The organism is Pedobacter sp. CG_S7, assembly GCF_040544395.1.
Classification (GTDB): domain Bacteria; phylum Bacteroidota; class Bacteroidia; order Sphingobacteriales; family Sphingobacteriaceae; genus Pedobacter.
On the sequence record NZ_JBEONS010000010.1, the window covers coordinates 83,044 to 95,435 of the forward strand.

Sequence of the window (12,392 nt, forward strand, 5' to 3'; positions counted from 1 at the left end):
AACAATATTTAATATGGTACACCATAATAACCAAATTATATATAGGTTTTTATATTTATGCCTAAATATTAAACTTTACATCAAGCTGGCTGTTGAAGCTTAAAACCAAAACTCATGAGCCATAAAACACCTTATTTAATCTTCCTTTTATTAGCTCTATTTTTGAGCGTACCAACTTTTACAAAGGCACAAAACTCAAGAACAGATAAGCTTTATTCTTCTAGTGGCGTTGGGTTTTCATTCCCTATTGGGGAAACTAATGACTACTTAAAACCCAAATTCTCAACCACACTAGGGTTAAATTTAGGTCTTGGAAATAATGGTCTTTTCTTGTACCCTAAATTAAGTTTGCATGCCTACAAATACCAGCAGCAAACCCTTGATGCAGGCTTCGCTACTTTAGTTAATAATGGCAGGGTAACCACTTATTTATTGAACATCGCACTGGGCTATAGAAAAATAGTTGGCGACTTTGGATTTTATGGTTTTATAGGAGGAGGTGGTGGTTTTCTATTGACCCCTGAAGTTACCTTATCGCCATCAAACGCTGTAGCTTCTTTTAATAACAAAACCAATGGAATGACCATGATGGAAACTGGTATGGGCATGGAGTATAGTTTTGGTAAAGTTTCCGTATTTTTGGAAGGTACTTACATGAGGGGATTTAATAAAATTCAGGAACGCCGATTTCAAACCATCCCTTTAACAATAGGCATTAAACCAAACTTAAGTTCCCTTATAAATGGCAAATAATAAATATACGTTCCTGTTTTTGATAGTGATTGCATTATTCTCTTCCTGTACTATTAAAGAAAATATCCAAAGAGACATCCTCTTAGAAACAGGGGCAATGCTTTTTGACATCCCTGTAACCACTGATCTAACGGACACACTTACCCTAGCAACCTTAAGCTCTACAGCTGATCTAAATACGATCATTACTGAAAACACTAAACAGTTCACTGCCTCAGACGTGAAATCCTTTAGGATTACGTCATTTCAAGTTGAAATTGAAAATAGTGATACCACACAGGTTGTTAATCAAATTAATACATTCAGGGCGTTTGAATATGTAAAAGTTCAATTAAAAAAATCGAACGATACACTATTAGATATAGGGCGAATTAACAATAGTGCAATGACATCTGGCTCCATCATCCAAATCCCAATTACCGCTATCCAAGATTTAAAAGATGAAATCAGCACCGGTAAGTTTACTTATATTATTACCGGCGTAGCTAGAACTCCAACCACAAAAATAATGAATGCACGTGCTGTAGCTCAATACAAATTAACATTAGGAATATAAATATTCAATGAAAATTTGTACATTTGCATAAAACGGAATAAAATTAAACTGTTTTCACCTGATTTGAAATCCGTTGCCTCTCGCGAATGAAGAATTCGTTAAGCCTAACATCCAAAAGCATCACTTTTGAATTGGCAGAAAAAAAAAAACCAGGAGCAGTATTTTCTTACTTAAACAATATAATATGGCAAAATCGCAGGCAACCTTCATGAAAAAACAGCTAGAAAAAAATAGACAGAAGAAAAAAGAAGATAAATTACAACGTAAAGAAGAAAGAAAGCAAAACCCTAATGACGGTTCATTGGAAAGCATGATGGCCTACGTAAATGAGTTTGGAGAAATCGTATCTACTCCACCAGAAAAACCGATAGCTCCAAAAGACAAGCCGATAGCTCCAAAAGATAGACCTACTCCTCCTAACGACAAGAAGTAATTATTTTCTTATCGCTTTCTCCCATATTACTGACTGACCGCTAAAGAAATACCTGAGCAATCCAGCTAGTACAGCATAATTCATGACACAAAAGTAATAAGGTATAAATAAGACCTTAACCCTCAGCTTTCTAGCCTCCATTACCTTTCCTAGGTAAGCTGAAAGATAGAATAATATTTGTGCGGTGAGCAAAATGAAGTAAATTCCACTTGGCTCTCTTAGCACAAAAAATATATTTAGGAAAAAAACCAGGATCATCAAAAATGGAGTGATGGTCCACCTTAATACCCTATGACTAATGTATTGAAAAGTCAGGACAGGGAATTTAAAGGGCCAGAGCAAAGATTTCAGCCAGATTACAGACTGTATACCCCCAGCCGCAATTCTTATTTTACGTTTTAATTCTTCGGTAATGTTAGCTGAAGAAGTTTCCATAGCGTAAGCTTCAGGTTCATAAACAATCACATAGCCTTTTTCAGCAATTCGCATAGAAATCATAAAATCATCCAGCACACTATTAGCAGGTACAGGTTCATATAACGATCTTCGAATACTAAACAATTCTCCTGCGGCGCCTACAACGGAATACAATTCCGAATCCCAAGCCTTAAGTTTCGACTCATATTTCCAGTAAAACCCTTCCCCTGCTGTTGCATCAGCGGTTTCTTCAACCATTACCCGTTTTTCACCCGCAATGGCCCCAACTTTTTTATCCGCATAATGCCGGCATAAATAAACCAGCGCATCTTTATTCAAAAAAGTATTGGCATCGGTAAAGACAATCAATTCAGAAGTAATTTGTTGAATGGCACGATGAACAGCAGCAATTTTACCTTTGCGATCTGGCGAATGTAAAAGTTTGATTTTTGGATAACGGGAAACAATTTCAGGGGTCAAGTCTGACGAACCATCTGTAACAAATACAAATTCCAATTTTGAAGCAGGATAATTCAGCGCTAAAGTATTGGCAATTTTGGCTTCTATAAAATCCTGTTCATTAAAGGCAGCAACCACAAGTGTACAATTAGGCAAATCATCAAAATTATATTCCATTCTTTTAGCAGGATTAAAGACTCGCTTTATTTTTATCAAAATAAATAAAAGCATCCCATAGCCAAAAAAAGTATAAAAAATTAGAAATAAGGAAATCCAGAACAAAGTAGTCATATTGTTATTTTAAATTGTAGCCCAATTGTTTACTATTAACACTATTCTTTAAATTCCATCCTATAGCGAGGAATAGTACTTTTATAAAACCTGGTGTTTTATCGCGTAAATACTTCAAGAAATTTCTAGGCGTAACCAAGAGCAAGAAATAAACATAGAAAAAACACCTTTGCAACAGACCAGCATTTCTTCTAATGAACAAGATCCGGTTTCTGTTCATGAAATAAGCCTTCAAAGCACTGTTTTTTCCAACGGCTAAAGATTCCTTATGATATATGGTAGCATTCGTATTTACCCATATTTCGTAACCCGCCTTTTTTATTTTTTCACACCAATCCATTTCCTCGTAATATAAAAAATAGTTTTCTGCCATTTCGCCAGCTTTCAAAAGCGCTCTCCTCGATAGCATCATGGCTGCACCATGTATATAACCCGTAGGCGCAACAATATGATCATATTGTCCCTTATCTTGCTCAAATTGCCCAATACAATGGTTCCGGCAGGTATAATAATTCATCGGTGTAAAACCTGCGTACTGTATCACATCAGGTTGATCAAAATATTTTATTTTTGGAGAAATAATGCCAATTTCAGGAAATTTATCAATTGTTTCTACCAAAGTTTCAATCAAGCCCGCTGTAAATTCGGTATCATTGTTCACTAAAAAGAGGTAATCCCCAGTAGCTTTTCGAATACCTAAATTATTACCAGCCGCAAAGCCAATATTATCTTCAGATCTAATAAAAATAATACCTTTGCAACAAGCTTTAAAATCAGCCTCCTTATTTTCAAAACTACCATTATCAACCAGAATAATTTCAAGGTTACTCTCAGGGTAATAAAGTAGGATAGAATTTAGCAACGCCAATGTTGCCTGGGGTTGGTTATAATTTACGGTAACAATAGAAATTAAAGACATTATATTAGTTTTATACACAAAGTTATCTAAAAAATATTTTGACAAATAAAAGTAAAGTTTCTGAGTCCTTAAGGAAATTCAAACAACTTGATGACAAAGATGAAGAATTAAACAAGAAACTAGGTGAGTTCATCAATTTGCTTGAAGATAGCAACCTTGATTCTGAAAACATTAAGCTTTTACATAACAGAATAATTGCTGCATTAGATGAAAAACTCAGCAGAAAGTCTTTAATTAAAGAAATAAAAGAAGTTACACTATCAAATATTGACCAACTTGATCAGTTAGAGCAGTTAGAGTTTTTGCTAACTAACAACCACATTGACTCCAAGCCAGTGCGAAAATTTACGATTTCTGAAAAATTAATTCGTATTATTAAAATAATTATAGGAATATTATTTGTTACTTTAGGTTTTGCAATGATTATCATGCCTGCACCTCCCTATTTTGAAATGTTTACCATATTTTATTTCAATCCAAATGATGGGGTAACTTTAATGGATTTGATATCATTGATCATTATTGCTGTAGGAATTTATATCATTGTAGAAGCTATGACTAATTTTAAGACAAATGAATAAAACTGTTTTATTGGTTGATGATGATCTTTTTCAACTAAAACTATATGAAAAGCTATTAAAAAATAATGGTTATCAATGTCGTATAGCTTTATCTGTTGATGAAGCTGAAATAATTCTTAAAAACTTTGATATCCCAGACCTGATCATCTCAGATTATGAAATGCCTGATAAAAATGGTTTTGAGTTCAGAAAAAGGCTTTTAAAAAATGACCTTTTAAAAAACGTACCTTTTTTATTCCTTACCTCTGTAAACGACGAGCATTTTATTCAACAAGGATTAGATTTAAAGGCTATAGATTATATGGCAAAAGATGTTCCTCCTATGCGGATTCTTTCTAAAATCAATAACCTCATGCTTGCGGTTAGGGAACATTATGAAAGGTCGCTAAGTGAAGTAAAGGGCATTGCAGAGAAATTAAACCTTAGAAACATCCCTAAAACTGCACCTGAGTTAAAAAACTATAGCATCAGTTATTATAACCAAAGCTATCAGGAACAACCGGGTGGCGACTTCATTGATTTCATTAAGATCAATAACCGCTTTACCTTTGTAATTTTGGGCGATGTAATGGGAAAAAAATGGGGTGCATGGTTTTTTTCTTTTAGCTTTTTAAGTTATGTGCGTTCGGCAATTCGTTTATGTGTATTCGACGGTGATTTCTCTTTACCCATCATCCTGAATAAATTAAACCGTGTCGTTTATGCCGATGAATTCTTAGCTGACATTTTTTCTACATTAAGTATTGTATTGATAGATGACGAAAAAGAAAAAATCAGATATTCTGGCGCAGGTGATTTGCCATTGTTAAAATATGAGAAAAATATAGACAACTTAATTTCTTACCAATCAGAAGGTATTCTTTTGGGCTTTTCTGAAGAAGGTTTTTATAATGAAATAGAACTAGAACTAAAAGGTGAAGAAGAACTTTTCCTGGTGACTGATGGAATCATCGATTTTGAAGTGGACGGAGTAAAAAAATCAGATATGAATTTGCTAAAACACAAACTTCATGATTTAAAAGAAAGAAATGAACCAACAGAAAACATTGTTCATAACTTATTCAATAAACACACTTCTCAAATAGATGATTGCAGTATCATTATTATCAAAAGAAAAAACATTGAATAGAAGTTTATAATAGCTTCATCACCATATAACTTCATCACCATTAAATATACATACCTACCAATGAAAATAAGTAAGCAAACGATCAACGATGTTTTGATAATTGTTATAGAGAACAAAGAAGCAAATCTGTCTAAATCAGAACAATTCAAAGAGCTGGTATTTGAAGAAATCACAAATGGAGCTAGAAACCTTATCATATCCTTTAAAAATGTTGAATACCTGGATAGCTCGTTTTTAGGTGCTTTAGTTGCAATATTAAAACATTTAATTCCTTTAAAAGGCAAGCTGGTAATTACTGATTTGAATGAAGACATTCTGAATTTATTCGAACTAACTAGGTTAGATAAAATCTTTAATTTGCAAACTAATGTAGAAGTGTCTTTACAAAATTTTTAATGCCAGATACGACACCGATAAAAATAGGAATAAAGATTCCGAACGATCCTAATGAAATACAGGAGTATACCTTAAAAGTAATAAATGCAATTTCAAGGCATGTATCGTTAACTGCAAAAATTCAGCGTAAAATCAAATTAATATTGATAGAGTTGGTTACCAATTCTATTAAGCATTCAGAAGATCCAGATGCCTTAATCAGGTTAACCATTAAGCACCCCAAGTTAACCATTGAAAAGGTAGATGTAGGCTTGCAGATCAAATTTCAAGGTGCCGAGCAAATTCCTTTTCAAGAAGCCAATAAAAATATAAAGGTAAGCTTTTCTGAAAACAATAGTTATCATGTAAAAATTATAGATCAATATCGTTTCCAATTTATTGATTCTTTTAATGAGAACATGAATATAGATCGGATGCCAGAACATTTTGGATTATATATCATCACTATGGCTTCTGATAGTTTCGAATACCAGCATAATCCTAAATCAAATGAAAACACATTTATTGTAAATGTAAATTTATAAAAAGACGATATTTTAATTTCCCGTTATGAGGAAAATACTACCCACATAAATATCCCGATTTTTAAAGATAAAAAAGAATACAACCATTACTCCGTTTATATTGCACTTTAGAGCAATTAATGGCCATTTTATTAAAAAAACTTTAATTGGTATGGAAGTTGAAAAGTAATAAATGAAGAAAAATTTATTCATGAAAATAAAACTACTACTTACGCTCTTAGGCATTAGCATTTTTGCTCTGTCTTGTAAAAAAAATTCAAGTGTAGATGTAATCGCTAATGAAGACATCAATGCTATTGTGGCACCTTCAAATTTCAAATGGCAAACCGCAAGGGATGTGACATTCACGATGGGAATCCACGATGCACGTTTCCCTAATTCAACATTACATGTTTTAGAAATATTTATTGGAGATCCGGCTACCGGGGGAAAATCAATCGCAAAAGGAGCGGTATCCCTTATCACTTCCTATAAATTTAAAGCTGAAATTCCTGCACCTGTTGAAGAAGTATATGTAACAAAGACTGCACCTGATGGAAGTAAGTTTACCGATAAAGTTATCCTTAATTCGACAGACATCTCTATATCGATAGGATCAACAGCTATTACACAATCAATTTCTGCTATTAAGTTCAATAATTCAAAAAGCTTATCGGCAGTAAAATTAAATATTCCAACAGAAACAAGTCCGGATTGTAATACAGGTTGTGATATAGAAATCACTAAAAGTTCAAGTGTGAATTTAAATGGGAAAACCGCTTGTGTAACTCAGGATGGTGTTACACTGGACATGAGTAAAACTAAATCTGGCACATTGCGTATTTGTGCTAAAAATGTAATTATTGACGAACTTAAAATAACCGATAATATAACTATCATAGTTGCGAGCACTGGTAATGTAATGTTTAGAAGTGCAACCTGGACAGGGAACGGTGTATTTAAGAACTTTGGTACTTCAGCATTTTATACTTTTGAAAGTAAAGGAACATTTTATAATGCAGGGACAATAAATACTGGTGATATTACGGTGGAGTCAGGTACTTTCTCTAATATAGCAACCATAAACACAACAGGTAATGCCAAAATCAAAGGAACATTTGAAAATACAGGAAGCCTGAATACAAAAGATTTGACGATGGAAAGCAGTTTAGCTAAAGTAAACTCTAGTGGTAACATCACCTTGGCAAATAATATTAATCTTACTGGAACTTTTGAAAACTCTGGTAATTTAATCATCAAAGGATTTTATAATTCTAATAGTAATCCAACATTTACTAACTCTGGCATAGTAACTATAGCCAATAACATGACTATAGCTGGAACGTTAACAAATAGTGGCACAATTACATCTGGTGGCGGAAGCATCAGTATTAATAACAGCTCCACAGAACTGACTAATAATGGTGTATTTACGGCAAGTAGCGCCAGAATGACGACACAAGGAACAGTTATTAATGGTGGGTCAATGACCTCAAATTACTTTACAGTTAACTCCGGAACTTTCACTAATAATTGCAAGCTAATTGTGAATTTAGATTTCATAAATACTGGTACTGTTAGTAACTACAGTTACATTCAGGTTGGAGGTGATAGTTATATTCAAAAAAACTTAACTTTATATAACGGAGCGATGTTTCAAACCAAATCATTACAGTCTTTGGATGGTAAAGTTATTGGTGTGGGCAACACTTCCCTATTTAGAGTTACCAATCAAGGAAATGGTAGTGTAAACGGTAGTTTTGAAGGAACCCTTAAATATTGTGATGCCAATAGAACATTAACTGCAGATAAATTTTCTGATAAAAACATTCAGGGTTGTGATATCTATATTGCAAAAACCAACTGTAATCCACAAGGTTATGGCACTGCTCCAGCACCAATTGAGAAAGACAGTGACAATGACGGGATCATTGATTTAATGGATAATTATCCTAATGACCCTACCAGAGCATTTAACAATCAATCGTTAAATTACCTCGACGGTGGAAGTACAATAGCATTTGAAGATAGCTGGCCTAAACAGGGCGATTACGATTTAAATGATGCGGTTATAACTTACAGGTATTTGGTGATTACAAATGCATCAAATAAAGTTGTTCAAATTAAAGCTGATTATAAATTAATTGCTTCTGGAGGAAATAATGCAGTTGGTGCGGGTATACAATTTAATATTCCGAGTGTGAAGGCAAAAAACTTTACAGGAACGAATGGAGCTTCCCTCGAAAATGGCCAGGATAGTATTGTAGTGATTTTATTTAAAAACAGCAGGGACATTCAAAAGTCTTGGAATACCATACCTGGTGAAAGCGTTGCTGAAGCTAAAGATTTTTCGATCAGCTTTGATATTACAGATGGACCAGCAATGGATTCGTTCGGAATAGGTACCTACAATCCTTTTATATTTAATAATAGCATAGGTAGAAGTCATGAGACCCATTTGTTTGGAAAACATCCTACTAAACTGGGTAATACGTCTCTATTTGGCAAAGAAGACGATGGTTCAACAGGCACTAAATATTACAGCACTAAAAGTGGACTACCATGGGCATTAACTGTTCCTACCGCACCTTTTAAATACCCTATAGAGAAGATTTCAATTACCGCAACTTACTTAAGATTTGCAGATTGGGTTACTTCTAGTGGAACATCAAGCAAAGATTGGTATAACAATACCAGTACAGGATATCTAAATAGCAAGAATATCTATACAACAAAATAACATTAGTGATTTAATGCTAAGGGCTGTATTACTCATCAAGAGTGATCAGCCCTTTTACATTTTACGTATTAGGGAAAGGATTCCACATTTCGGGAAAATTAATACCTCACTTTTTATGGTTTTCATAATAGACCCACATTAAACACCTAAAAAGAAGACAATAAAAAATGGAATAATTATTTCTATATGAATTTACCTGATTGGCTAAATTTTATATCTATTATGAAAAAATTACAAGTTCTCTATTTTTTACTCGCCATATTCTTTATGGGCTGTAAAAAAAATACTGTAAATACCACCGATAATGAGTCATTATTAATTGGAGATAAAAAAGCTCCTGATGGATTCAATTATACAAACACTAAAAAAGTTGATATCAATGTGAGGCTATTAAGTCGTAACGACAAACCGGTTCCTGGCGTATTGGTCTCTATTTTCGACCCATCCAACCTTGAAGCTGGAGCCGAATTAACAAAAGTAATAAGCGATGCAAATGGCTATATAAAAACTTCAATTAATATACCTGCCTCTTTAGATACACTCACCATAGATCCTGCTTATATTGGTTTAATCAGCAATGCAAAAGCCTATATCAGCAATAACAGTATTACTGCAATATTGGGCGGTTCAACAGGTTCAGCAGGAAATATTGTTGCGCAAGCAAGTATTGCTACCTCAATTTCCAGTATAAAGAGAACGGCCTCATCAAAAACACTTTCCTCCATTTCGGGAGTTGGATCAACAACTTCGACTGTTTATGTCTATAATAAATCCAATTATGATGCTTATGGCAGACCATTAGCACTTGAAGCTGTAGACAATTTTGACTTTGTTGCCTTAATGCAGCAAATGAACATTGCTTTACCAGAAAGAAAAGTTGTAAATCCTAAATTCATTCATACCGAGGCTCCGGCAAATTTAAGCATTACAAGTTTAGCGGATGTATGGATTACCTTTATGCATGAAGGTGCAGATTATAGAAATACCTTAGCCTACTATACTTATCCTACCGGCAAAGCACCCGTAAATACTGCAGAGATAGATTCTATTCACTTGATATTTCCAAATGCTTCTTTAAAAAACGGAAGAGGTGAAGGAACGATGCTTAATGGAGATAAAATTAAAATAGGCAGATTTAAAGCCGGCATTTCCATTGGTTTTGTACTGCTACAAAATGCCTATAAAAGCGATGGCACCATAAAAACCGATGGGGAGAAATTCTACACCAATGAAAATTTAAACCCTGAAGGAACATCATTAAAAAGACATACTGTATTACTGCATGATGATAATTATAAAATATTTTTAGTGGGTTTTGAAGACATCAACAGAACTCCTGGATCTGGAAGCGATCAAGATTTTAATGATGTCGTATTTTATGCACAGTCTAACCCTGTAGAAGCCATTTCGCCTATAGGTATACCTTACCTTGAAAGTAAAGTGATCGATACAGATTTAGATGGTGTACCAGATTGGCAAGATAAATATCCATTTGACAAACTCCGCGCTTATAACCGTTATTACCCAAGCGAAAATGTTTGGGGAACGATAGCCTTTGAAGACATGTGGCCTGTTGAAGGCGATTACGATTTAAATGATCTGGTGGTTAGCTACCGCTATAAATTTGCAATGAACTCTGCTAATAAGGTGGTTGACCTTACTGGAGTTTATAAACCAATAGCAGCAGGTGCAAGTTTTCAGAATGGCTTTGGCGTTCAGCTCCCCCTTTCTTACAGCGAAATAGACAAGGTTACCGGTTACAATTTATCTGGCAACAGTTACATTAAACTTGCGGCAAATGGATTAGAGGTTGGTCAGGATAACCCTGTATTTATCGCTTTTGATAATTATAAAAATCTTTTTGGTGGTACAAATAGCTATATCAATACCATACCAGGCAGTGTAAAGCTAAATGGCACCCAAGTTACTGTTGCAATGCTTTTCACTTCGCCACTTTCTGATGATTTTACGGCTAAAGCACCTTTTAACCCGTTTATGATCAGTAACCTCAACAGGAAAAAAGAAGTACATTTAGTTAACCATAAACCAACTACGCTAGCTGATCTTTCCTTATTGAGCACGGGTGCGGATAATTCAAACCCTAATAAAAACCGTTATTATTTAACTGCACAGAACCGCCCTTTTGCTATGGATATATTTGGTGAGTTTTTATACCCGATAGAAAAAAAGCCAATTTATGAAGTGTATTTCAATTTCGCAGCCTGGGCATTGTCGGGCGGTAAAGTATATACCAATTGGTATTCGAACACTAAGGATAGAAACAACAACGCCATTTACAAATAACTAACCGCTGTTATCAAAGTATTTTAAAAGGTCAGCTTTTGAGTTCACTGCCTCCAAATAGTGTTTAACTTTTTGAAGGCAGTGTACAAGGGCTGACCTTTTTTTTTTGATTATTTGTTAAAAAACAATTGCTTGTCCCGCATAAATACTATTAGAAACCTGCCCTTTTGATTTCATAGCGTTAAAGCTTAAATAGCAATGAACACGATCACCAATAAATGCTTCTGGCAGTTTTAGTGTATAAAACCTTTCAGATCTGCCAGCAGCGTTTATCTGGTAAGCAAATACCTTTTTTGACGCATTATAAACCAGCAATGTTACCAGATCTGCAGGCGACATTAATCTGCGTTCATTTCCATTATAGCCCCATGAAAACACTATAGAATGCCCTATTATAGCATCAATTGCTATAAAATCTGGCAGTTCCAACTTACCTGCACTAAAGCTAATCTTAGTGAGGTCAATGTTAAAGTGAGGTGCAATTCCATTAATCGAATTGGCTAAATTTATGGAAACAGCCACATTCATGGCCGAGGCGACATTTTCTTGTTGATGGTAACCCATTTTTATAAGCGCAGCTATAGGACTCAGGAAAGAGATGATCATTGCAAACTTTTGCCGCTGGTTAAGCTGCGCTACTGACGGTGATTTATTGCGCTTTACAGGTAAACTCCTTATCACATTTAACTTTCGCCAGGAAGCACCAACCAGGTTACCTGTTTTATTACTGAATTCACCGAGGATTCCATTTCTAATAATACCCATTTTCTTATTTGTTTTTTTAATTATAGAATTAATTTAAATACTTACAATAAATGTAACTACTCAGGTACCTCTATGATGAAGCAATAGTCAAGAAAGCATTTAAGATGGCCTGCTCATTTTTCTTGCAGGTGTCGGTAATAGAACGC

At 34.4% G+C, this 12,392-nt stretch carries 12 protein-coding genes; 9 read left to right on the forward strand and 3 right to left on the reverse strand.

Annotated features, from left to right (window positions below):
- The first annotated feature begins 114 nt into the window (after positions 1–114).
- From AAKU52_RS07935 to AAKU52_RS07945, 3 genes are all read left to right on the forward strand, one after another.
- Positions 115–753: a hypothetical protein gene (locus AAKU52_RS07935; RefSeq protein WP_354332047.1), complete on the forward strand. Its 639-nt coding sequence runs from the start codon at positions 115–117 to the stop codon at positions 751–753.
- A 19-nt stretch (positions 754–772) separates the two neighbouring features.
- Positions 773–1,309 (forward strand): hypothetical protein, encoded by a 537-nt coding sequence (locus tag AAKU52_RS07940; protein WP_354332050.1) that lies wholly within the window; start codon positions 773–775, stop codon positions 1,307–1,309.
- 184 nt (positions 1,310–1,493) lie between these two features.
- On the forward strand, positions 1,494–1,742 hold the full coding sequence (locus AAKU52_RS07945; RefSeq protein WP_354332052.1) for a hypothetical protein: 249 nt from the start codon (positions 1,494–1,496) through the stop codon (positions 1,740–1,742).
- On the opposite strand, the gene AAKU52_RS07950 is transcribed toward AAKU52_RS07945, so the two are convergent.
- Positions 1,743–2,795 carry a glycosyltransferase family 2 protein gene (locus tag AAKU52_RS07950; protein WP_354332055.1) on the reverse strand — a complete coding sequence of 351 codons (1,053 nt, stop codon included), beginning with the start codon at positions 2,793–2,795 and terminating at the stop codon, positions 1,743–1,745.
- 118 nt (positions 2,796–2,913) lie between these two features.
- A complete protein-coding gene (locus AAKU52_RS07955) occupies positions 2,914–3,828 on the reverse strand; it encodes a glycosyltransferase family 2 protein (RefSeq protein WP_354332057.1) in 915 nt (304 codons plus the stop codon).
- Positions 3,829–3,866: 38 nt separating this feature from the next.
- Here AAKU52_RS07955 and AAKU52_RS07960 point away from each other — a divergent pair, with 38 nt between their 5' ends.
- The 6 genes from AAKU52_RS07960 to AAKU52_RS07985 all read left to right on the forward strand — a co-directional run bounded on the left by AAKU52_RS07960 (position 3,867) and on the right by AAKU52_RS07985 (position 11,481).
- Entirely contained in the window at positions 3,867–4,409 is a 543-nt protein-coding gene (locus tag AAKU52_RS07960) for a hypothetical protein (RefSeq protein WP_354332059.1), read from the forward strand.
- Positions 4,402–5,538 carry a SpoIIE family protein phosphatase gene (locus AAKU52_RS07965; protein WP_354332060.1) on the forward strand — a complete coding sequence of 379 codons (1,137 nt, stop codon included), beginning with the start codon at positions 4,402–4,404 and terminating at the stop codon, positions 5,536–5,538. Before AAKU52_RS07960 ends, AAKU52_RS07965 begins: the two co-directional genes overlap by 8 nt.
- Before the next feature lie 60 nt (positions 5,539–5,598).
- A complete protein-coding gene (locus tag AAKU52_RS07970) occupies positions 5,599–5,934 on the forward strand; it encodes an STAS domain-containing protein (RefSeq protein ID WP_354332062.1) in 336 nt (111 codons plus the stop codon).
- Positions 5,934–6,458: an ATP-binding protein gene (locus AAKU52_RS07975; RefSeq protein WP_354332065.1), complete on the forward strand. Its 525-nt coding sequence runs from the start codon at positions 5,934–5,936 to the stop codon at positions 6,456–6,458. Before AAKU52_RS07970 ends, AAKU52_RS07975 begins: the two co-directional genes overlap by 1 nt.
- A 190-nt stretch (positions 6,459–6,648) precedes the next feature.
- Positions 6,649–9,177, forward strand: a complete 2,529-nt coding sequence (locus tag AAKU52_RS07980) for an LruC domain-containing protein (protein WP_354332067.1) — start codon at positions 6,649–6,651, stop codon at positions 9,175–9,177.
- Between the two features lie 222 nt (positions 9,178–9,399).
- A complete protein-coding gene (locus tag AAKU52_RS07985; protein ID WP_354332069.1) occupies positions 9,400–11,481 on the forward strand; it encodes an LruC domain-containing protein in 2,082 nt (693 codons plus the stop codon).
- A 117-nt stretch (positions 11,482–11,598) separates the two neighbouring features.
- Here AAKU52_RS07985 and AAKU52_RS07990 read toward each other — a convergent pair whose 3' ends face one another.
- On the reverse strand, positions 11,599–12,246 hold the full coding sequence (locus AAKU52_RS07990; RefSeq protein WP_354332071.1) for a DUF6266 family protein: 648 nt from the start codon (positions 12,244–12,246) through the stop codon (positions 11,599–11,601).
- Between the last annotated feature and the right edge of the window lie 146 nt (positions 12,247–12,392).

Coding starts and splice junctions, on each gene's coding strand:
- AAKU52_RS07935 (WP_354332047.1), top strand. CDS start 115: ATGAGCCATAAAACACCTTATTTAATCTTCCTTTTATTAGCTCTATTT.
- AAKU52_RS07945 (WP_354332052.1), top strand. CDS start 1,494: ATGGCAAAATCGCAGGCAACCTTCATGAAAAAACAGCTAGAAAAAAAT.
- AAKU52_RS07950 (WP_354332055.1), bottom strand. CDS start 2,795: ATGGAATATAATTTTGATGATTTGCCTAATTGTACACTTGTGGTTGCT.
- AAKU52_RS07955 (WP_354332057.1), bottom strand. CDS start 3,828: ATGTCTTTAATTTCTATTGTTACCGTAAATTATAACCAACCCCAGGCA.
- AAKU52_RS07965 (WP_354332060.1), top strand. CDS start 4,402: ATGAATAAAACTGTTTTATTGGTTGATGATGATCTTTTTCAACTAAAA.
- AAKU52_RS07970 (WP_354332062.1), top strand. CDS start 5,599: ATGAAAATAAGTAAGCAAACGATCAACGATGTTTTGATAATTGTTATA.
- AAKU52_RS07975 (WP_354332065.1), top strand. CDS start 5,934: ATGCCAGATACGACACCGATAAAAATAGGAATAAAGATTCCGAACGAT.
- AAKU52_RS07980 (WP_354332067.1), top strand. CDS start 6,649: ATGAAAATAAAACTACTACTTACGCTCTTAGGCATTAGCATTTTTGCT.
- AAKU52_RS07985 (WP_354332069.1), top strand. CDS start 9,400: ATGAAAAAATTACAAGTTCTCTATTTTTTACTCGCCATATTCTTTATG.
- AAKU52_RS07990 (WP_354332071.1), bottom strand. CDS start 12,246: ATGGGTATTATTAGAAATGGAATCCTCGGTGAATTCAGTAATAAAACA.